This window comes from Paenibacillus typhae, from assembly GCF_900099765.1.
GTDB lineage: Bacteria > Bacillota > Bacilli > Paenibacillales > Paenibacillaceae > Paenibacillus_AQ > Paenibacillus_AQ typhae.
In genome coordinates, this window is record NZ_FNDX01000008.1 from 137,366 (window position 1) to 159,764 (window position 22,399).

At 52.3% G+C, this 22,399-nt stretch carries 16 protein-coding genes; 13 read left to right on the forward strand and 3 right to left on the reverse strand.

The features are described 5' to 3' along the window. Positions 1-55: 55 nt before the first annotated feature. Positions 56-4,837 carry a choice-of-anchor A family protein gene (locus tag BLR64_RS09810; RefSeq protein WP_167360636.1) on the reverse strand — a complete coding sequence of 1,594 codons (4,782 nt, stop codon included), beginning with the start codon at positions 4,835-4,837 and terminating at the stop codon, positions 56-58. A 310-nt stretch (positions 4,838-5,147) separates the two neighbouring features. Between BLR64_RS09810 and BLR64_RS09815 the strand changes: the two genes are divergently transcribed. The 8 genes from BLR64_RS09815 (at position 5,148) to BLR64_RS09850 (ending at position 13,686) form a co-directional block, all read left to right on the forward strand. Further along, entirely contained in the window at positions 5,148-6,812 is a 1,665-nt protein-coding gene (locus tag BLR64_RS09815) for a GspE/PulE family protein (protein ID WP_090713936.1), read from the forward strand. A gap of 19 nt (positions 6,813-6,831) precedes the next feature. After that, complete coding sequence (locus BLR64_RS09820) at positions 6,832-7,881, forward strand: type IV pilus twitching motility protein PilT (protein ID WP_279615458.1); 1,050 nt, start codon at positions 6,832-6,834, stop codon at positions 7,879-7,881. Next, on the forward strand, positions 7,881-9,086 hold the full coding sequence (locus BLR64_RS09825) for a type II secretion system F family protein (protein ID WP_090713937.1): 1,206 nt from the start codon (positions 7,881-7,883) through the stop codon (positions 9,084-9,086). Before BLR64_RS09820 ends, BLR64_RS09825 begins: the two co-directional genes overlap by 1 nt. Positions 9,087-9,272: 186 nt before the next feature. Continuing rightward, complete coding sequence (locus BLR64_RS09830; protein ID WP_090713938.1) at positions 9,273-9,776, forward strand: type II secretion system protein; 504 nt, start codon at positions 9,273-9,275, stop codon at positions 9,774-9,776. Positions 9,777-9,866: 90 nt separating this feature from the next. Beyond that, complete coding sequence (locus BLR64_RS09835) at positions 9,867-10,616, forward strand: prepilin peptidase (protein ID WP_090713939.1); 750 nt, start codon at positions 9,867-9,869, stop codon at positions 10,614-10,616. A gap of 15 nt (positions 10,617-10,631) precedes the next feature. After that, positions 10,632-12,278, forward strand: coding sequence for a pilus assembly protein PilM (gene pilM, locus BLR64_RS09840; RefSeq protein WP_090713940.1), 1,647 nt, complete (start codon positions 10,632-10,634; stop codon positions 12,276-12,278). Further along, positions 12,265-12,864, forward strand: a complete 600-nt coding sequence (gene pilO, locus BLR64_RS09845; protein ID WP_090713941.1) for a type 4a pilus biogenesis protein PilO — start codon at positions 12,265-12,267, stop codon at positions 12,862-12,864. Before pilM ends, pilO begins: the two co-directional genes overlap by 14 nt. A 219-nt stretch (positions 12,865-13,083) precedes the next feature. Continuing rightward, positions 13,084-13,686 carry a DL-endopeptidase inhibitor IseA family protein gene (locus tag BLR64_RS09850; protein ID WP_167360637.1) on the forward strand — a complete coding sequence of 201 codons (603 nt, stop codon included), beginning with the start codon at positions 13,084-13,086 and terminating at the stop codon, positions 13,684-13,686. Positions 13,687-13,751: 65 nt separating this feature from the next. Here the strand turns inward: BLR64_RS09850 and BLR64_RS09855 are convergent, their stop codons facing one another. Continuing rightward, entirely contained in the window at positions 13,752-15,182 is a 1,431-nt protein-coding gene (locus tag BLR64_RS09855) for a VanW family protein (protein WP_090713943.1), read from the reverse strand. Between the two features lie 346 nt (positions 15,183-15,528). Between BLR64_RS09855 and ftsE the strand changes: the two genes are divergently transcribed. The 5 genes from ftsE to BLR64_RS09880 all read left to right on the forward strand — a co-directional run bounded on the left by ftsE (position 15,529) and on the right by BLR64_RS09880 (position 21,512). Next, positions 15,529-16,215 carry a cell division ATP-binding protein FtsE gene (gene ftsE / locus BLR64_RS09860; RefSeq protein WP_090713944.1) on the forward strand — a complete coding sequence of 229 codons (687 nt, stop codon included), beginning with the start codon at positions 15,529-15,531 and terminating at the stop codon, positions 16,213-16,215. Further along, a complete protein-coding gene (gene ftsX, locus BLR64_RS09865) occupies positions 16,205-17,119 on the forward strand; it encodes a permease-like cell division protein FtsX (RefSeq protein ID WP_090713945.1) in 915 nt (304 codons plus the stop codon). The genes ftsE and ftsX overlap by 11 nt, the downstream gene beginning before the upstream one ends. A 61-nt stretch (positions 17,120-17,180) precedes the next feature. After that, positions 17,181-18,479, forward strand: coding sequence for a murein hydrolase activator EnvC family protein (locus tag BLR64_RS09870; protein ID WP_090713946.1), 1,299 nt, complete (start codon positions 17,181-17,183; stop codon positions 18,477-18,479). 113 nt (positions 18,480-18,592) lie between these two features. Further along, the gene (locus tag BLR64_RS09875) at positions 18,593-20,062 is read left to right on the forward strand and encodes a S41 family peptidase (RefSeq protein ID WP_090713947.1); all 1,470 of its coding nucleotides are present in this window, start codon (positions 18,593-18,595) and stop codon (positions 20,060-20,062) included. 94 nt (positions 20,063-20,156) lie between these two features. Then, complete coding sequence (locus BLR64_RS09880; protein WP_167360640.1) at positions 20,157-21,512, forward strand: PDZ domain-containing protein; 1,356 nt, start codon at positions 20,157-20,159, stop codon at positions 21,510-21,512. Positions 21,513-21,638: 126 nt separating this feature from the next. Here BLR64_RS09880 and BLR64_RS09885 read toward each other — a convergent pair whose 3' ends face one another. Then, on the reverse strand, positions 21,639-22,301 hold the full coding sequence (locus tag BLR64_RS09885) for a response regulator transcription factor (protein WP_090713948.1): 663 nt from the start codon (positions 22,299-22,301) through the stop codon (positions 21,639-21,641). Positions 22,302-22,399: the final 98 nt, after the last annotated feature.

Consider the following 22,399-nt stretch of genomic DNA (forward strand, 5'->3'; position numbering starts at 1 on the left):
TTGCCTCCAGGAATGATCTGGGACAGCGGGCTCTTCTTATTTACATGCGGACTTGTTAATAACGGTCATCATTGGTGAGCGGTAAGACTTTGATTAATGTGCTCGCTTTGATTACCGGATTGTCAGGATCATTAGGATCACTATCATAGGTCACAGTTACCAGAGTGCTTCCTTTTTGCTTACCAATGATAATTCCTTGATTGCTCATTGTAACAGGATCTGCAAACGAAGCAATGCCGGGGTAGGTGATTTCCCATTTCAGCTTATCCCTTACATCATCAATCGTAATATCCCGCGGCATAAACCAGAGCTCTTTATTGAGATCCAGAGGAGCTCCGCCAACCGTAATTTCGAATACATCCTTGGAGAATGCCATTGAAGTAAGCTGCAGGATCTTAATTACTTTGGTTTTGGTGATGGTACCGGCTGTGATGGTAACTGTAAGCGAATCAGTTGCTGCAGTACCCTTCAGAGTATATTTAGTGTTATCAGTGTTGCCTTCCGCCTTAGTCAATTGCGCATAATTGTTACCAGTACCAGGAAGACTCCAGGAAATCTGATATTGGTCAGCGTTATTCGGTTTGAAATCGGTAAGTGTCAGATCGATCGATTTACCCACCATCACGCTATCCTTACTGTTGATCGTAAAGTCTGTCAAAGGATTCGTAATGTTAATTACGTGACTATCCGTAGTTCCTTTGGTATTACTACTGCTAGTGACAGTTACAGTAATAGTGTAGCTTCCAGTCTGAGTTGCTGTAAAGATTGCCGGATTCTGATTAGCACCGCTAAGCAGGTTCTGCAATAAGTTCCCGTCAGAGTCTTTAACTTCCCAGGAATACTGAATAGCGTCTTCGGTCTGAGTACTATTATATGTTGCAGTTAAATTGATAGGCTGATTAACCTGTCCATCATTTGCCGAAATCGTCACGGTGCGTTCAGGCTCCGGATTCGTAACAGTAATGATAGCGGGGTTGCTGACAACATTACTGCCGTCTCTGGCAACTGCCTCGATCTCCGCGGTCCCTGCTGCAAGTCCGGTAACCAGCCCGGTGCTGTCGATACTTACAACGCTGCTGCCGTTTACAATTCTCCAGTCTACATCTTTATTGTTAGCATCATCGGGCAAAACTTCAGGCAGTAATTTCAGGGTGGTGTTAACAAGAATCGTACCGCCTGTCAGATTAATCGAGCTAACCTTCACAATGGCCTCCAGATCAATTCTTGAAAAGTTCATTGTTACCGGTATAAGCGGTAACGGTGTTGCCGTTGGAGCAAGAGTTGGAGCAACCGTCGGTGCCGGTGTCACTGTTGCAGCTGGCGTCGCCGTTGGGGCTGTTGTAGCCTCCGGTGCAGGCATCGCCGGCCAGGAGCCGGTAAACGGGTAGGCGTAAGTGATATCTACTCCGTTGCTCCATACCGGTGACAGCTTTCTGCCGATAATGGTTCCTTCGTAGGTGCCGGTCAATTGAATATTTGCATTAGGAGCAAGAATGGATTCCTTGATCGCATAGCTTTCTGACAGCACAGAAGTGGCCTGATAGAAATTGAACAGGACATTATTAGGCTTAACATTTACCAGCGTAATGGAACCATTCCCGAACTTGGCTGAAGTACCCACGACGTTGATGACTACGGTTGAATCTGCGGGAGCATCAACTTTGACCGCACTAATGTATTTAGAATTATCCTTAAGGGTGACGTAGAAAACATTAAGCTTTGGATCTGTACCCGTAACTGTAAAATCATTACGGTCATTTGCAATAACAGCATCTACTTTAGTGCCCGGCAGCGTGGCCAAATAGGCTGAGAGCTTTATTAAATTTTCATTGACTTTAGCAAATGGGAATGAGGTATTGGGTTCAGCATTTTTTACAATATAGTCAGGTCCCTTAACAGTGCCCCCATAATAAGCCTTCCCGTTTATAGATCCTCCCCAATTGCCCAAATCTATATTTTTGCCGGCTATGAGCACTGGCCCTGTCTGGTTGGCTGGCAGCCCACCACCTAAAGTTAACCCCTGGGCTGTTATAGATCCCCCGGCCGCTGTACGCCCTTTATTCTGAAACGAGGTAGGCGAGTAGTCGATATCCTCCAGCATATAAATGGAATAGTCCTTGGCAACTCCAAGCGATGTTATCGGCTCAGATGATCCCGGAAATACAATCGGCGTCGGCGTAGGAGCGGGTGTTGGCGTTGGTGTCGGCGTCGGTGTTGATTCAGCTGTAGCTATTGGTGTAGCTGTAGCAGCCGGCAAAGCAGGCGCATGAATTTCGTTAAAGGTTATTTTGGAATTATCCATGATATAGGATTTCTTTTCCTGCGGTACTGCAGTTAACGTGAATTTGTAAACTAAAGGAACAGTAGAATCAGCAGGGTTAACCGGTTTATAGTATTGCTCCCCATTAGCGTCAGTAGTTAAATTGTAAGTTATATCCGGGAAGTTACCAGTTATCGTGTAGCCTTCCTGTAAAGTGCCTGTTTTGACCAGATAATCCGGCAGGGTACCGCTAAATTCCAGATTGGCCGGGAAATGCTCTACATACTGCAGGTTGGAAATAACCAGGGATTGCTTGCCCCGGTAGTCTGTTTGGACCAGATTAGACTTGATGGCATTTGGTGAAATGCTGTAGTCAATCGTAACAGGCTTGCCTTTTTCAATTGTGGTGGCCGACTGGTTGCGGCTAATGGACAGGGAAGCATCCGCTTTGCGGATTGTAACAGGTATCGTTGTAGATACCATTGCGCCCTGCGCATCCTTTGCGGTAATTACAATTTCTACGTTTCCGCCTTCCGGCAGCGGATTTTTGAAGGTCTTGGTCACCACTTCTTCCGAGAAAATCTGCTGTCCGGTAACGGTCATATCGGTTAGTTCCTGATTGTTTACCATAAACTTGATGCCAGTGGTTAGCGTGCGGTCCTTAAAGTCCAGATCGGCTACCGAATAGCTGACAGTCAGTTTATCCTGATAAGACGGAATAACCGTTTCAGGCGCCGGAGTATATACCGTAATTTGCGGTGCATGATTGGCACCCATAAAGGCTCTGTACATCGTGTTGACAAATAATTGCTGTTCCCAGTCAGGGAAGACAGCAAGGCTGCTTTTAAGCCCGGATTCGAAAAGATGGCCGGTGCCTGAGTACGTTACGTTTCCTTTGGAGTAAGTATAATAATGGTTCCAGCTGTCGTCAGGAGTCCGCTTATACGTATTGTTAGAGGTGCCGCCTAATGCGTTGTTCGACTCGCTGAGAATGTTATACCAAGGAATGACTTCACGGTCCTCCAGGTCAAGTGTGAAATACTGATTATGCGTAGGAGCTACCTTAGGCTCAGCAATGCTGACCTGGGCGCCGGAGGCATCCTGTTTGCTGAGATAAAAAGGATATTGCATCAGCAGGCCGTCATTTACCGGCTTGACCTTGGTCGACATATTCAGCGCATTATGGCCGAAATTGACCACAGGCTCCTTTTGCCCGGTAATATTCTTGAAGTTGCTTACCCAGGTGTTGTCACCGTAAATATTAATCACAGTATCATGAGTGAACATGGCACTCTGCTTGGAGACCTCAATGAAATCTTTAACTGCGGTTATAGCCTGGGAAGACAGAATAGCATACTTGTAATATTCATCGCGGAATCCGAAGAGCAGCATATCATAGACGCCATTAAGGCCGTACTGGCCTGTGGCTGTATAGGTGTCCTTGATATAGGTATTGAAGTTGGCCATTGTCATGGTGTTGATTTGCAGCTCGTAATCCTCTTTATTCAGATAGGCGCTTTGCATGTTGGCCGCGCTCGTCAGATTACTTTGATCTGTGCCCGGTGTAATCTGAAGCACCTTTACAATCGTTTTCTCCCCGCGGTAACGAATGCTCCCCTGTTCAAAATCCTTTAATTGCTGCGCACTGGCAGGATCGCTGATTTCCAGCTTCCAGTACAGGAGTCCGGAGAAGGTCCGGGGAAGTGTGTATTCCAGTGTTCCGTTGTTACGGTTTATTTTGGCGGAAGCTACTACCTGCTGCTCACCCATAGCGATAGATTTATCAAGATTGATATACAATTTAACCGTTAACGGGTTATTGGCCAGATTAGCGGCATTACTGATATTAAAGTTGAAAGCAAGCTTGTCTCCGGGCTTATAGACCTTCCCGTTTGCGGCGGCAGGATTATAGTTGCCGATCTCACTGCTATTGGTAATCTGCAGTTGCGGGCGCTGTTTAAGTCCGGCGAGATACCTGGAGCTGCTGCTCTTCAGGTCTGTAAAAAATTCGGTAAGCTTGGCATCGTTCCAGAAAAATACATTGGTTTTGGAGTTGCTGGTGCGAAGAGAGTTGAATGTGTCATACAGATTTCCTCTGGCGTTTGCCGGCTGAGCTTCCTTATCGATGAAAGTCTGGTCATGGAAAATAACATATAACCCCTTATTAATAAAGAGATTAGTGATTTCACCCGCTCTAAGTTTAGTGATGTCATTCTGGATTAAGCTGGTATCCATGGCCTTAGCCCGTTCATCTACAGACTTATCCTTAATATTACCAAGTGTAGTGGGACTGTAAGCACCCTTACCGATATATAAGGCATCATATTGACCGTCCAAATCATCGCGGAGAGCAACAAATTTCTTCATGCTCATGGTAACAACAGTAAGATCAGGAATACCGGAGGTGTGGGAGGTTAGCTGGCTTATTCCGTCTTGTGTTACTTCGAGGATGCGAATCGGATAAACATTCTGATCAGCGTCGATCCTGGAAAGCAGGCTCCATACAGGAAGTGCAAGCAGCATCAGCAGGGCCAAGCCTGAAACAAAATACAATCTTTTCTTCTTCATACGCTTCATCATCATCTCTCCCTGGCCGATATATAATTCATGCTTCCTGTCAAAAGTAATTGCATTGTGTCATATATTGGAATTCCCTGTAGGGTGTTTTCATTGTAAAAAGTACCAATCTATGCTATATATCATTCTAGGACATATTTAGTAGATAGGCAATTAAAAGATATGCGTATTTTGCTGAAAAGTGAGACTAAATAACTATTAAATTTGAAATATTTTTACAATATACATAGGTTGAATTAAGCAGGACTGCCGGCCGGGTCCGGGAGAGGCTGTATACGACAAAATTTAAGCGCTCTGGAGTGAAAAGGGTATGGCTATCATGAAAAAAAGGCTGGGCGATTTGCTGGTCGAAAACGGAATTATCTCTCAGGAGCAGCTTGAAGAAGCGCTGGTGGAACAGCGCAAATCCAAGCGCAAACTGGGCGATCTTCTGATCACCCAGGGCTATATTACCGAGCAGCAGCTCATTGAGGTCCTTGAGTTCCAGCTTGGAATTCCCCATGTCAGCCTGTTCAAATATCAGATCGATCCGGCCATCACGCAGATCATTCCTGAGAGCATGGCCAAACGTTATCAGGTGCTCCCGTTCATGAAAGAGGGCGGCAAGCTGATGGTGGCGATGGCTGATCCGCTCGACTATTTTGCAATTGAGGATCTGCGCATGAGCACCGGCTTCCGCATCGAGCCTGCGATTTCCAGCCGGGACGAGCTGACCCGGGCGATTGCCCGCCACTACGGCATGCGGGATTCGATGAGCCAGATGATGGTGGAGCTGCCCTCGCAGGAAGAGATCGAAGAAACCGAGATTACGGATGAAGATTCGCCGATTGTGCGGCTTGTGAACCAGATGATTCAGCAGGCCGTTTCGCTCAGAGCTTCGGATATCCATGTGGACCCGGGTGAAAATAACCTGTCCATCCGCTACCGGATTGATGGAACGCTGCGTACAGAGCGGATCATCCCGAAGCAGATGCAGGGGTTCATTACAGCCAGACTCAAGATCATGGCCAAGCTTAACATTGCCGAGCGGCGCCTGCCGCAGGACGGCCGGATCAAGATGCAGTTTGATTATAAAATGGTCGACATCCGCGTATCCTCGCTGCCGACGATGCACGGCGAGAAGATTGTACTCCGGCTGCTTGATCTGAGCACCGGGGTGAAGACGATCGACAGTCTGGGATTCAGCGACTGGAATGCCGCAGCGTTTCAGGATATGATCAGCAAGCCTTACGGTATTATCCTGATTACCGGGCCTACAGGCAGCGGTAAATCTACTACGCTATATGCGGCACTTAATCAGTTAAATACCGAAAGCGCCAATATAATAACAATCGAAGATCCGGTGGAGTATCAGCTGGAAGGGGTCAACCAGGTACACGTGAATCCGGCGATCGGTCTGACCTTTGCCGCTGGACTACGTTCCATTCTGCGGCAGGACCCGAACATCGTTATGGTAGGGGAAATCCGCGATACCGACACTGCTGAAATTGCTGTGCGGGCCTCGCTTACCGGGCATCTGGTATTGTCCACGCTGCATACGAATGATGCGGTGAGTACGATTCTGCGGCTGCGGGATATGGGCGTAGAGCCCTATCTGATCGCCTCCTCGCTGCTGGGGGTAGTTGCCCAGCGTCTGGTCCGCAAAATCTGCCCGGATTGCCGGGAAGAGCATGCGCCGACCGAGCAGGAATCGATCATGTTGCGCCGGTACGGCCTGCCAGACCGGGTTATTTATCGCGGCAGAGGCTGCGGCAGCTGTAATAATACCGGCTTTAGGGGCCGGGTCGCGATTCATGAGGTATTAACCATTAACGATCATCTGCGCCAGATGATTACTGATTCTGCATCCGTCGAGGAACTTCGGGCGGCTGGCAGAGCTCAGGGCATGGTGCATTTGATGGAAGATGGATTCCTCAAGGTTTCCAAAGGCATAACCACCCTGCAGGAGGTTATGCGTGAGACGGTGTCGCATTAGAGCTTAGGGGGAGACAAAAGTGCCAGCCTTTTCATGGGATATTGTTCAATTGCTATATATGGCCTTTGCTTCCAAGGCTTCTGACTTGCATATTTCTGTAGGTTCACCTCCGGTCATGCGGATTGACGGAAAGCTGCTGCCGCTAGAAGGAGAAAGGGTTAGTTCGGAGGAAGCGGCTTATATGGCTGATTTGCTGCTGGGGAGTGAGAGAAGCGTGGAGTTCCGCAATAAAGGGGAATTCGACTTTTCTTATCCGCTGGATGACGGAGTAAGATACCGCGTGAATGTATACCGGCAGCGCGGTCAGGTCAGCATTGCTGCACGTTCCATACCGGCTCAGATTCCCAGCATGGAGCAGCTGTCACTGCCGGGAGTGCTTTCCGGACTTGCAATGAAACCCCAAGGTCTCATTCTGGTGACTGGCCCTACAGGCAGCGGCAAATCGTCAACCCTTGCTGCCATGCTGAATTATATTAACCGGACGGCCAGCAAACACATTGTTACGCTGGAAGATCCGATAGAGTTCCTGCACAGTCATGGGACATGCCTGATTGATCAGCGGGAAGTGGGCAGTGATACCGGCAGCTTTGCCAGCGGTTTAAGGGCGGTGCTCCGCCAGGACCCGGATGTCATTCTGGTCGGAGAAATGCGTGATCTGGAGACGATCTCTGCGGCGGTTACAGCGGCTGAGACGGGACATCTGGTCATGGCTACGCTGCATACAACCGATGCGCCGCAGACGATTGACCGGATCATCGACACGTTCCCGGGGCATCAGCAGGGGCAAATTCGTTCGCAGCTGGCATCGGTGCTGTTGGCGGTTCTTTCGCAGCGGCTGTTTCCGCGGGCTGGCGGCAAGGGGCGGCTGTGCTCTACCGAGCTGCTAATTAATACACCGGCGGTGGCTAATCTGATCCGGACGGAGAAGACCCATCAGATCAAAAATGTAATGCAGACCAGCCGTGCGATCGGCATGCACACCCTGGAGATGAATATACGCGAGCAATTACAGCTGGGGCTGATCCAGCCTGAAGCTGCCAGAGGTTATCTCACGGAGGTGAGCGGCTGATGCCCCAGTTCGAGTATCAGGTCCGGACCAGCGCGGGCAAGCAGCTTAAAGGCAAGCTTACTGCTTCAGATAAAGGAACAGCGATGGAGGAGCTGCGCAAGCGGGGACTGACCGTGTTCTCCCTGGTCGAACAGAAGTCTTCCATCCTGTCGATGGAAATCTACATTGGTAATCCGGTGAAGACCATTCATTTTATTATCTATTGCCGGCAGTTTGCCACCTTGATGCGCGCTGGAGTATCTATTGTAGATGCTACAAGAATTCTGGCAGAGCAGACTGAGAGCAAGCCGCTCAGCAAAGCGCTGCAGGATGTTAACTCCAGTCTGCTGCGCGGGGTAGCCTTGTCACAGGCGATTCAGGATCATAAGAAGATTTTTCCGCCGCTGTTCATCAGCATGATCCGGGCTGGGGAAGAATCGGGTGATCTGGAAGGGACGCTTGAGCGGCTGGCGGTTTATTTTGAGAAGCAGCATACCACTACAGAAAAGATTAAGTCAGCACTGACTTATCCGGTGACTGTTGCCGTGATGGCTGTAGCGGCTGTTGTCTATCTGCTGTGGGCTATCGTGCCCCAGTTTGTCAGTATGTTCGAATCCATGAATGCCGAGCTGCCGGCAATAACCAAGATGGTATTGGCGCTCAGTAAAAGCATTCAGGGGCAATGGTATATATGGCTGATCGTTATCATTCTGCTTGCGGCTGGTTTTATGATCGCTAAACGGACTGAAAAGGGTGCTTACGCACTCGATTATGCCAAGCTCAAAATTCCTGTATTCGGCAAATTGAATCAGAAGGGTTCAATTGCACAGTTTACGCGGACCTTTTCTTCGCTTTATGCGAGCTCGGTCCCCATTCTCCAGGCCTTGTCTATTGTGGAGGAGGTTGCCGGAAACAAGGTGATCGGCGGATATATCCGCAGTGCTGCGGACTCCCTTAGACAGGGGAAGCCGCTCTCGGAGCCGCTTAAGAAGGCTTGGGTATTCCCGCCGCTGGTCACACAAATGATTGCAATTGGTGAGGAGACCGGAGCGCTTGATGAGATGCTCTCCAAGGTAGCGGACTTTTACGAGATGGATGTAGAGAACACGGTGGACCGGCTGAAGTCGCTGCTGGAGCCTTTGCTTATAGCTTTTTTGGCTGGTGTAGTAGGTGTGATTGTAGCGGCGATTATGCTGCCGATGTTCAGTCTGTACAGTAATATGTGAGCCATGTGCTCCTTGCATAGATTGAGAGGGGTGACGCCGGGCAGGCGGACCGGGAGCAGAAGCAGGCTCCAGAACCTGCTGGAATAGGACAAGTACATTGGATGACAGCAACAGGACAGCTAGGAACTCCACAGATAACGGAGTATCGGTCTTATTCAATAACATCAATTATGAGGGGGAATCATCATGTTGGCACAGGCAATTCGCAAGAAGCTGGGCAAGGCGGGTAAAGAGGAAAAGGGGTTTACGCTGATTGAGTTATTGGCGGTTATTGTTATTTTGGGGGTTATTGCAGTTATTGCGATTCCTCTAATTGGTAATGTGATTGAAAAATCGAAAAACAACTCGGATGTCGCAACAGCACGGCAAGTTTATGATGCAGCTCGATTATATGTTGTAAGTGAAAAAAATGGTGATTTTATTGAAAGTATAGCTAACACTGGAGCGGGAGCATCAGGAAGTCATGGATTGATTTTGACAGTAGCCTCAGCTACAGCAACAGATGTAACTTTGCAAAGTACTGGTTTCCTAGAGTCACCGATTTATTTGCCTAGTGATAAAACTGAAATAACTTCTGGTACGGTAGAGTTCACCACTACAGGTGATCTTCTTAAAGTCGATTTAGTAACAAGTTCAGGAACGCATAGCTTCTCAGCGGCTAAAGTAATGGCTGTTGACCCATCTAAGTAATTAATGACTATATAAAGGTTTTTCTTAATCAAAAGGAATCGGAATTCCCGATTCCTTTTTTAAAATCCACAGAACAGGAACCCAAACCCCATGACCATTGTTATCGCAGTATACATCACGTTTGTCGGCCTGATTCTGGGCTCCTTCTATAATGTAGTAGCGCTGCGGGTGCCGGCGGGGGAGTCGCTGGTGCGGCCGCCGTCGCATTGCACGAGCTGCGGGACGCGGCTGACGGCGCGGGATCTGCTGCCGGTGGTAAGCTACATCCTGGCCGGAGGCAAGTGCCGGCACTGCGGGGCAAAGGTGTCACCGCTGTATATGCTGGGTGAGGCGGCAACGGGGCTTATGTTCTTATGGATTTATCTGCAGTTTGGGCTAACCGGTCAGGGGATTACCGGATTTGTGCTCGTCAGCCTGGCCGTAATCGTGACCGTAGCTGACCTGAAATACATGCTGATCCCGAACAAGGTACTGCTGTTTTTTCTGCCGCTGCTTCTGGTGCTGGTGATGCTGTTTCCGCAAGGGTCATTATGGTCTCATCTGCTGGGAGGCGTAGCCGGGGGTGTTATAATACTGGTGCTGGCACTGCTCGGGGGTATGGGCATGGGGGATATGAAGCTGTTCGCGCTGCTGGGCTGGGTGGTCGGTTTTCCCAATGTTATTTTGGCGTTTATGATAGCTTGTGCACTGGGAACGATTGCCGGTGTGGTGCTGATGCTGCTGGGAAAGGTGAAGCGCAGACAGCCTGTTCCGTTTGGACCGTGGCTGGCGGCCGGATCACTGATTGCATTCGCTTACGGTTCACAACTTATCAGCGGTTATCTCGCGCTCATCCGTTAGGAGGAACTTTATAGCATGTTTGGAATAGGTAACAAAGCGGCCGGAGTCTCCATTGAGCAGACGGGTATCCGCTATATCAGCTTCAAGAATAATCAGGCGAAGCAAGTCCATAAAAAAAGGTTCATGCCGCTGCTGCCGGGAATGATTGTAGAGAATCAGGTGGCTGACAGCGGGGCGCTGCTGGACCGGCTGAAACAATGGGTGAAGACCAAGGGGCTCCGCGGCAGCGCAGTGAACCTGTCAATTCCCCCTTCACAGATGATCATCCGCAAAATGACGATTCCGAGCACGGCAGAGAAGCAGATCGACCAGCTGGTGAAGCTGGAGGTCGAGACCGGCCTGCATCTGCCCTTCGAGAATCCGGTGTACGATTATGTCATTACCGGGCAGAGTGAGAACGAGAGCCAGCTGATTATTTTTGCCGCGCCGCGCAAGGTGGTTCAGGACTACGTGGATGTGCTGGAAGATGCCGGCCTGAAAATCAAAAGCGTCGAGGTTTCGGCTACCGCGCTGGCACGCAGTATTGTTGCCGGCTACGGGCACTCCTTTAATGAGACGATGCTGATTCATCTCGAGCAGTCGCTGCTCGATATTTATATGTTCCGCAGCGGAAATCCGGTATTTATGCGGACAATCAATCTGGTGGATCTGGGCCGGCCGCAGCCGTTGCCGTTCGATTTAAGCAAAGAGCAGCCGTTTGCCGCTGAAGCCGAGGCGGAAGCAGCTGCTGCGACAGCCTCACAGGATCACTTGTCCGCTGAGCAGATCGTGGAAATTACAGCGGAAATCTCGCGCATGCTGAGCTTTTACCAGTACAGCCTGCATGACGGCTCAACGCGGATTACGGAGCTGCTGATTACAGGAGCGCCTGACATGCGCAGAGAGCTGCAGCAGGAGCTGCAGGCGGCACTGCCGGAGCTGGCCATTGCCCCGATTGCCGTTGACCAGTTCGCGGCAGGCGTGAAGCCGGACAACAGCTTGAACGATTACCGGGTGGCTGCCGGAGCCGCGCTGCGCGATCCAAAGCTGCGCAATATTAATCTGCTGCCGCGTGAGGACCGCGAGACCATTGTCTTTCCGTATCTGGCAGTCACGCTTGCAGCCGTCTGGGTGCTGGGCGCTGTCGGAACAGGGATTTTATACGCTTCTGTCCGCGGAGAGTATGATGAGCAGCGTGCACAAATACAGAGTGTTCAGGAACAGAATGCAGCCTTGCAGCTTGAGCTGGCCAGTCTGAACAATAGCGGGTCCGGAAGCGGAAGCTTTGACCGGGCTGTCATTATTGATGCTTTATCCAGGAGCCGGGTAAATGCCGCGGCTGTGCTTAATGAGCTGCAGTCGAAGCTGCCTTACGCCGCAGCAATCCGTGAGATCAGCTTTTCGTTCCGCGGAGATCTGCTGCTGACCGTGAACTTTACAGATATGGCGCACAGCGGAGCGTACCTGACTTCTCTCCGGGGGATGCCGTTCGCACGAGAAGTGGCCATTGAAAAGTTAACCGAAGGCGGAGCAGGAACCGGGGCAGCTGGCGGCAGTGTATCCAATCTGATTAAATACACGGCAGTATACCGTGTGAATATGGCACCAGAAGTCGTAGACCCGTCAGCGGCGGATGTGCAGCCTGCTGCGGAGGAAGGAGCGGATATCAGTGGAACAGATTAACAAGTACCGCTCGCCGATTGTGATGGGGATGCTCATTCTGTTTCTGATTCTGTTTGCTTTTTATATGCTGGCGATCCGTCCGGTAAGCAGTGATATTGCGGTGCAGAGCAGCGAGCTTTCCATGCTGGAGCTGGAAAGATCCGCCATCGAGAACAAAATCAACGAACTTAAAGGTGCCGGAGATAGCTTAAGTGCAGACGAAGCGACGGCGCTGGCCGCTATTCCTTCCGGCGACGGCAGCGAGGCGCTGATCAATGATCTGAAGGCGATCGGCGACAGCTCCCATGCCAGACTGAAGGACATCGGCTTCTCGCTGACAGACACAAGTACAGCAAGTACCTGGGCGGGAGTAGCGGAGGCCTCTGCAGCCGGACTGCAGGAGATCAAGATGACAGCTATCATTGAAGGCGGATATGCCGAGATTCATGAGTGGCTGAAGCAGCTGAATAAGATGCCACGACTGGTAACAGTTGATTCCTTTGCTTTTCAGCAGCCTTATGAATTTCCGACTGCACAGAATCCCGGCAGCATCCTGACGGCAAACGTGGCTTTCACGGCCTACTATCAGGCAGATACACCCGAATAATCACCGGGTTCAAATCAGCAAATAAATGGTGTAGTATACTCCGTTTTCCCTTTTCGGGAAGGCGGAGTTTTTTTTGTACTCCCCATACGGAAAATCCGTTTTCATTATTGGAAGGAATGGGTATTTTAGCTTACAGGCTGCCGTAAGGTATAGTAGTGAACGCAGCAATGGAAGGTAACACACTCTACTATGAAGCAGAATAAAGAGGAGGAACTTAGGATGAACAAAAAGTGGATGATCGGTACGCTGGCCTTGTCGCTTGGTCTGGTTTCGGCGGGAAGCGGGGCGCTGGCGGCTACGCCTGCGGCAGGAGATACGGCAATAAAAACAGTAGCAGCCTCTGCACCCGGTAAAGAGGGACCTGCCACCATCAATAACTTGACGACGAAAAGCATTATTCCGCTCCTGGTCCATGCCAAGAAGCTGTACACCTATGCGAGCGGATCAGGCAATTTCCTGGGGGCTGAAAAATTTGACTACAACGGGCTCGAGTACCGCTATCTTTCCAGTGATCTCGGCACCAGGCAGCAGCTGATGAATTACATAAAAAGAGGATTCACGCACAACGCGGCTGCTTTCTATGTTCAAACGCAATTTCTTGAAATGAAAGGCAGAATGGCCCAGGTCAACGCAGATGTAGGGAATCATCTCCAGTTCGATAAAGCCACCGCAGTAATGGTCTCCAAAACAGCAACCACAGCAGTATTCGAGCTCAGTGTGCCCCAGGAGAGCGGGCAGGGGGAGAATGCAGCGGTTGTGGTAAAACTGAAAAAGGTGAGCGGCTATTGGAGAATTGATATGTCACCGGATACTCTATTCTAAGGTGAATTACACAGTAGTTTTAAAAAAAGACGGTCAGAGCTGATTCTGGCCGTCTTTTGCAGGTGTTATTCATTGCTGCGCACGCCGTCCTCGACCAGAGGCTTCTTAACGGGCTCAGGCTGGACAGCCTTGCTCATGCCGCCGCGGTTAATGGCAATGACCTGCTTCTGGGCCGGATAGACATCGCGGGACAGCTTTGTTTTCTCCACCGCTTTGCCGTCGACATAACGAGTGATATAAGTTTCTACTACATAACCGACCTTGCCGCTCTGGAGAATGCGTGTGCCTCCGCGGGGAAGCGAGGGATCACTGACGTACCGGGCTGCAGGCTGCAGGATTTCAACGGTCTGGGACTGAACGTTATAATAGACGTTTTTCGGGAACGTGCCAAACAGCTTCACGGTCAATGTCCGGCCTTCAACGGCCGCCTTGATGATCAGATATTTGCCGGTATTGTTGCGGAACCGGAAGTTGATATAGCCCTGGGCAAACGTAGCATCCTGGCCTTTTGGCAGATAGCTGACCGGCAGGGAGTGGTTGCGCCGCTCCACAATGTCGAGTCCGGCCCTGAGGGCTGCGTTGTAGAGGGTGCTGGATACCTGGCAGATGCCCCCGCCTGTGCCGGGCTGCAGCTTGCCGTTGACAATAACCGGTGCTTCGCGCAGTCCGGATTCCCGCTGGGCCTTTTCAATGGCCTTGCCGTAATCAAAAACAGCATCCGGCGGCAGGATGGTACCGTTCACCGCCTTGGCGGCGGCCTGAACGTTAAAGGTGCGCCCCGGACCGCTTAAGCCCAGTGAGGTGCTGAATTGCGTAATTTTGCGTTCGATTCCCTGATCCTGAAGAGCCTTTAAGGTAATAGCAGGCTCTTTAACAGTCAAGGGAACCTCCAGGGTAATGCTCTTACCCGGCAGAATGTCCGGGCTGCCCAGCTTTGTTGGCAGAGCCGCCTGCAGTGCGAGCTCCAGCCCGTGCCAGTCCACCTCATAGGAGGTGGTTTCTTTGGTGTAGACCACCCGGTCATCTTCCGTAATACGCCGGGTCGCATCGACCGTATGGCCGAAGGACTCTCTTTCCCAGGCCGGGCTTAAGCTGGATTGCAGATGTTCCATTTCCAGGTGGATACCCAGGTCCCAGCTGGCGGCAAAGCGGCGGCGGGCTTTGGCCCGCTCGAGCATGTTGCCTTCGGACAATGACTTTAAGCCCTGAAGGAAGCTCTCGGCTTCATAGGACACACCGGCCTCCTGCAAGCTGACGGTCAACTCCGTATTGGCTCCTGCCCTGAGCATCAGGGGGAGGGTTTCGAGCGTGTGCAGCCGGTCCGTCAGCCCGCTGCGCACTTCGGCCATGTTCAGGCCGCCGATGTCCCAGCCCGCCAGCCGGGTGCCCTTGGGCAGGGTCTGCTGGCCCGCATATAAATGAAGCCCGCCGGCCAGCAGGGAGCCGGTCAGAAGCAGCGCGATAGCCGCAATAAGGGCGAGGCGGATTTTTTTCATCAGAAGATCTCCTTCGAGGCGTCATATTTGCGCAGGGCAGCAGCGCATGCCAAAGTTACAGACTTACGGAACATGTTTTCCAGCCGATATATAGAGGTAGGGCAGCGGCTGGCAGGATTTTCTCAGTAGAGGCTCGAATGTATTACAAGAGAACGGCAGCCCGTCATGTAGGGGCCTGTTTTATGTATATGAGCGTGTCCGGGAAAACTTTCGGGGTACTCATTTGGTTACAGATTTGTTACAATAGATAAGCCTGTGATAATGGGCAGTTATGTAAACTTTCGCGGTTTGGTGCCTGACCTGACGGCCGGCCGGCGGAATATGACAAAATCGGGAAGTGATAACTTTGATCGAAATGCAGGATGTATGGAAGACATACCCTAACGGGACCCATGCTCTACAGGGAATATCCGTGAAGATCGACCGCAATGAATTCGTGTATGTCGTCGGACCGTCCGGCGCCGGAAAATCAACGTTCATGAAATTAATTTATAGAGAAGAGACGCCTACAAAAGGCCAGATTTCAGTAGGCGGATTCAACATCGGCAAGCTTAAGCCCCGTAAAATTCCTTACGTAAGACGCAATATCGGCGTAGTATTTCAGGATTTCCGGCTGCTGCCTAAGCTGACGGCGTATGAGAATGTCGCTTTTGCGATGGAGGTCATTGAGGCTCCCAAGAAAATTATCAAGAAGCGCGTCAATGAGGTGCTTGATCTGGTGGGACTGCGCAGCAAGGCGAACCGTGAACCCTCCCAGCTCTCAGGCGGGGAGCAGCAGCGGATTGCGATTGCCCGGGCGATTGTCAACAATCCGTCGGTCATTATTGCGGACGAGCCTACCGGCAACCTGGACCCGGAGACCTCGTGGGGCATTATGCAGCTGCTGGACGAAATTAATTTTCGCGGCACAACCATTGTAATGGCTACCCACAACAGGGATATTGTTAATAAAATGCGCAAACGGGTGCTGGCAATCGAGCATGGCAACATTGTCAGAGACCAGGTGAGAGGGGAATACGGTTATGAGTTTTAAAACCTTCTTGCGCCATATGCGGGAAGGCTTCAAAAATGTATTCCGCAACGGCTGGATGTCGGTGGCCTCCATCACATCTATCGTCGTCTCCCTATTCGTGCTCGGTGTCTTTATTCTGCTTGTACTCAATGTAAATTCCATCGCCGACAAGGCGGACAGCCAGGTGCAGATCAATGTGCATCTGACGCTTAATACCGACCAGAAGATGCGGGAAACCCTGCAGAACGAAATCGGCAGCATGCCGGAAGTCAGCAAGGTAGAGTTTGTATCCAAGGAGCAGGGACTGATTGAGTTCCGTGAGGATATGGGGCCGGATGCAGCCGAGCTGCTGGAAGGCTTTGACGAAGATAATAACCCGCTGCCGGACAAGCTGCTGGTCGAAGTGATTGAGCCGACTACAGTCCCGTTTGTAGCAGATAAGATAGAAGCACTAAACAAAACGCATGACGAGCAGCCGATATATAAAGTGAACTACGGTAAAGGCTCAGTAGAGACGCTGTTCAAGATTACGCGCGCGGTGCGCAATATCGGTTTTGTTTTTGTGGCGGGATTGGCCCTGATGTCCATGTTCCTGATCTCCAATACGATTCGTGTAACGATTCTTGCCCGCCGCAAGGAGATTGGCATTATGAAGCTGGTAGGGGCGACCAACGCTTTTATCCGCTGGCCGTTTTTTGTGGAAGGGGCATTGATCGGGCTGATCGGCTCACTTGTGACTTCCGGAGTTCTGTATATTGGTTACAGCAGTCTGACCCGTTCCGTACAGGGAGACCCGATGCTGGGGCTGCAGATGATCCCGTTCGATGAAATCTGGGTGCTGCTCTGCGGACTGCTGGTGGGACTGGGGATGCTGATCGGCATTTGGGGAAGTACCGTGTCGATCCGCAAGTTTTTGAAGGTGTAAGTACCGTTACTGACATGAAATGACATTATAAATTACGGATTAAAAGGATGGGGAGTGCGAGTTGAAGAAGATTGCCGCCGGAATAGCCGTAGCACTGCTGGCTGTCACTTTAGTAGGACCCTCTGACGGATATGCCAAAAAGACAACTGTCGCTGAAATAGATCAGCAGCTGAAGAAGCTGCAGCAAGAGGTACAAGCGGCCAAGGCCGCGCAGGAGAAGGCGGCTTCCCGCTCTCAGGAGGCGCAGCACTATAAGAACAAAACGACACAGAACCTCGAGTATGTTCTGGGCCAGATCGAGCAGGTAAAGAGTGAAATGACGACCATTTCCGGCAAAATCGCCAGCACCGAGGAGTCGCTGAATGTAACGGCAACCGAGCTTAGTGAAGCGGAGGAGCGGATTGCTTCGCGTGAAAAGCTGCTGGAATCCCGCGTCCGGCTGATGTATACCGATGGGGCAGTCTCCTATCTTGACGTGCTGCTGTCTTCGACCAGCTTCTCGGATTTCCTGGACCGGGCCGATTCCCTCAAAATGATCGTAGACCAGGACCAGGATCTGCTCGAGCAGCACAAGCTGGATAAAGAGACAGTGGTAGCGAAGAAGATCGAGCTGGAAGGGCAGTATGCCAATGCCAAGCAGCTGTACACTGAACTGGAAGATAAGCGCAGCGTCCTCAAAGAGAAGGAAGCGGAGAAGCAGGAGCTCATCGCCCACTATGATGAAGAGATTCTTGTTTCGGGCGAAATCTCCGAGGAGCAGGAAGCCAAGCTGGTGCAATTGGCCAGCGAGCGTTCCGCACTCGAAACGCAGAAGGACAAGCTGAAGGCGGAAGAAGCAGCACGCAAGGCAGCGGCAGCCAAAGCTGAAGCGGCGCGCAGAGCGGCAGCCGCAGCGGCCAAAGCGAAGGCCAGGGCTTCCAGCAGTGTCAGCAGCGTGAGCTCCTCCTCGGAATATGCGGGCGGCGACGGGCCGTTTCTGCTGCCGGTGGGCTCGGCCCGGATCTCGTCGGGCTACGGAAAGCGGACGCATCCGGTGACGGGTGAGGTTGGCAAAATGCATACCGGCGTCGACTTTGCCGTTCCGCAGGGCACCAGCATCCATGCTGCTGATTCCGGAACAGTGCTGGTAGCCGAATGGTGGAGCGGTTACGGTTACTGTGTCATTATCGACCATGGCGGCGGCGTGTGGACCTTGTACGGCCATATCCGTGAGGGCGGGCTCAGAGTTTCCGCCGGGGATAAGGTAGACAGAGGCCAGGTGATCGCCGAGTCCGGCTCAACCGGACGCTCCACAGGACCACACCTTCATTTCGAAGTACGGGTAGACGGCAAGACCGTTGATCCGATGCCATACCTGTAATTTTGCGGACCCATAAATATTAATCCGCCCAGCGGCATATACTGGAAGAGATACCGTCTTTTCTGGACGGATGCGGGCTTGATGAGAGGAACAGAAGGGACGGTGGTAACATCATGTTAAAGAAAAGCACGGCGGTCTTTATGATCGTCGCTGCACTGCTCTGCGGCAGTCTTCTAACGCTGGGCGTGACCGGTTATATGCAGGTTGTCGGACAAGCTGCGGGGGAAGGGGTTGCGGCTGTTCTGCAGACGGGAAGCGGTCTGCAGGATAAGGAATCGCAGAAGCTGGGCACCGCGCTGAACCTGATTGAAGATAACTATTATGATACGGTAGACCGGGACAAGCTGATCGACGGTGCCGTCAACGGTATGATGGAAGCACTCGGCGACCCTTATTCCAATTATATGGGCAAGGAAACGGCAGAGAAGTTTGAAGAGAGCATTGAAGGCTCCTTCTCCGGAATCGGTGCAGAGGTATCCTCGGATAACGGCAAGGTAGTCGTTGTTTCACCGATCAAAGGAGCACCGGCCGAAAAAGCCGGAATCCAGGCCAAGGATATCATCTTGTCTGTCAACGGCGAAACGCTGGACGGACTGGAGCTGAATGATGCAGTCGCCAAAATCCGCGGACCAAAGGGCAGCAAGGCAACGCTCAAGGTACAGCGTACCGGATCAGCGGAGCCGCTGGAATTTGTGATCACCCGGGATGATGTGAAGCTGGAGACCGTCTATGCCACTATGGAGAAAGACGGAATCGGTGTAATCGAGGTGACCCAGTTCTCCATGAATACCGCTGAACGGTTCAAGGAAGAGCTGGACAATCTGGAGAAGCAGGGCATGAAAGGGCTTGTCATCGATGTACGGAATGATCCGGGCGGTGTGCTGCAGCGGGTTATCGAGATGGCAGAGCAGTTCGTGCCTGCAGGCAAAACCATTGTACAGGTAGAGAACAAGGATAAATCACGCGAGGTGAGCACCTCCAAGGGCTCCAGCAAGGATTATCCGGTTGTCGTGCTGATGAACAAGGGAAGCGCCAGCGCCTCGGAGATTCTGGCCGGAGCGCTGCAGCAGTCAGCCGGAGCCAAGCTGATCGGTGAGCATTCCTTCGGCAAGGGCACGGTACAGACCAGCTTCGAGAAGGAGCTGGGTGACGGCAGCCTGCTGAAGATTACGATCGCCAAGTGGCTGACACCGGACGGCACATGGATTCACGGCAAAGGAATTGAGCCGGACATTGCGGTAGCCCAGCCGGACTATTTCTCGGTGGCGCCGATTAACAAGAGTGTAACGCTGCAATACAATATGAACAGCTCGGATGTGAAGAGCGCCCAGACGATGCTGGACGGACTTGGCTATAAGCCGGGACGCAAGGACGGATATTTCGACGCTGGGACGAAAGAAGCGGTGAAGAAATTCCAGAGTGCCTCCAAGCTGCAGGCAACCGGCGCCATCGATGCCAAGACCGCGGAAGCGCTGGAGCTGGCTCTGATCAAGGTCATTCAGGACCCGGCCAATGACAATCAGCGCAACCGGGGAATCGAAGAGGTGCGGAAGGAAATCCAGAAAGCCGCGTCGAACAAGTAGGAAGGCTGAATTCAGCCTTCTTTTTTTATAAGCTGCATTGCTATCATTTAATACATAAAGCGAGTAGAAGGAGTGTGACGACAGTTTGAATGAGATGCTAGAACTGCTTACAAGCTTGGGCACAGCGGTCATACATCTGCTGATTCAGCCTTATTATTATATTGCTCTTCTGTTTATTGTCCTCTATTACCGCAGACAGGTGGCGCTGGAGCGCAAGCTGATCCATGTAAAGCAGCACAGCTGGGGCCCTGAAACGTGGCGGACGGTGTGGAGCGGTTTGGTGATGGGGCTGCTCGTTTCAGTGGCAGCGGTTGCTTTGGGCATTTCGGTGCCTCCGGATGCTGTAATCTGCATCTGGATTGTCAGCCTGGTCCTGATGCTATTCCGCGTGCGCTTTCTGTGCTTTGCCTACTCTATCGGGCTGCTCGGTATCATACAGTTTATTTTCTCCCTCTTCCCGGATGCATTGCAGGCTGGAACTGCCGGGCGGCTGGTAACCGCGCTGCGGGAGATGGACATTCCGGCGCTGCTCGTACTGGCCGGGCTGCTGCATCTCGCGGAAGCGCTGCTCGCACGCTGGCAGGGCGCGCGGCTGGCATCGCCGCTCTTCCTGGAAGGCAAGCGCGGCAAGGTCGTCGGCGGCTACCAGCTGGAGGCCTTCTGGCCGCTGCCGCTGTTCCTGCTGCTTCCCTCCGCAGCGGGAACCGGGGAGCTGCCCTGGCAGCCGCTGCTCGGCGGCGGACTTGGGCTGGTGTCGCTGCCGGTCATCATCGGCTTCAGCGAGATGACCCAGAGCCTGCTGCCGGCGCGCAAGGCAGCCCGCACCGCAGGCCGGCTGCTGGCGTACAGCGTTGTCCTCCTGGGCGTAAGCCTGCTGGCTTACGCCTGGAGTCCGCTGACGCTGGTTGCGGCGCTGCTCGCGCTTCTCCTGCACGAAGGCATGAACTGGTACAGCGCTCTGGAGGAGCGCAGCACTAGCCCCAGCTTCGTGCATCCGCCGGCCGGCCGCAAGGTGCTGGCCGTCCTGCCGGGCAGCCCGGCGGAGGAGCTGGGCATCCTGCCGGGCGAAGTGCTGCTGAAGGTCAACGGGGTGCTGTTGACCGAAGCGGCGCAGCTGCATGATGCGCTGCGCATGAACCCGGCATACTGCAAGCTGGAGGTGCAGAACCGGGAAGGGGAGAGCAAATATCTGCAGCGCCCGATCTACGCCGGAGACCATCACCAGCTCGGCATGATTCTCGTACCGGACCCGGATGAGGCCGTCACTGCAGCTGCGAAGCCGAGCGGCATTTTCGGCATCATCGGCATGAAGACGGGAACCCGCACCCGCCGCAGAGGAATTACAACGGCCGGGCTGAAGCGGGCCAAATCCGCTGAGGATCAGCCGCCGGGCAGTAATGAGAAGCAGCGGCCAGCCGGGACCGTTAATACGGAGACACTGGATGCCTGACCAACCGGATTCCCAGCCGGCTATTATTCGCCTATAACAAAAGGCCAGCCTCCCGCTGTAATTGCGGGAGCTGGCCTTATTTTGTTATAGCATACCCTTGCGCGGCGCAGGTGACCGGAATCACCCTTACTCCCGCTGGCTCTTCAAATAAAAAATCGCAATCTGCGTGCGGTCACGCAGGCCAAGCTTGCTGAGGATGTCGGTGATGTAGTTCTTGACGGTGCCCTCGCTCAGGAACAGCTTGGCGGCGATCTCCTTATTGGTCAGCCCCTCCGAAATAGAGGCAACAATGCCTTGCTCCGCCTTGGTCAGGCCGTAGGATTCCAGGGACGGATGCTCCCGTACAGGCAGCGCCGCGGGTGCTGCAGACTGGAGAAATCCCGCCATTTTGCGGGCAATATCGGGGTGGATCAGCATGTTGCCCTGATATACCGTTTTGATTCCCTGAATAATCCGGTCCGGCGGAATATTCTTCAGCAGATACCCGCTGGCCCCGCCCCTCAGCGCCTCAATGATATATTCATCATCATCAAAGGTGGTCAGCATCAGGACGGATACCTGCGGAAAAGCCGCCTTAATCCGGCGCGTCCCTTCAACCCCTCCGCAGCCCGGCATCCGGATATCCATCAGGACAACATCGGCAACAGGGGTCAGACCCTGCAGCAGCGTCAGCGCTTCGGCACCGTCGCCTGCGCAGCCGGCTACTTCAATCTCCGCATCCAGGCCAACCAGCACCTTGAGGCTCTCGCGGATGAAAGGATCGTCGTCTACAATTACAACTTTAATCATACAGAAAGCTCACCTCGGCTTGATTGAATTATGTAGCTTTATAAATGGAATCTATAGTTTCATCACATACGGCTGCTGGCTAGAAATGTCTGGACTCC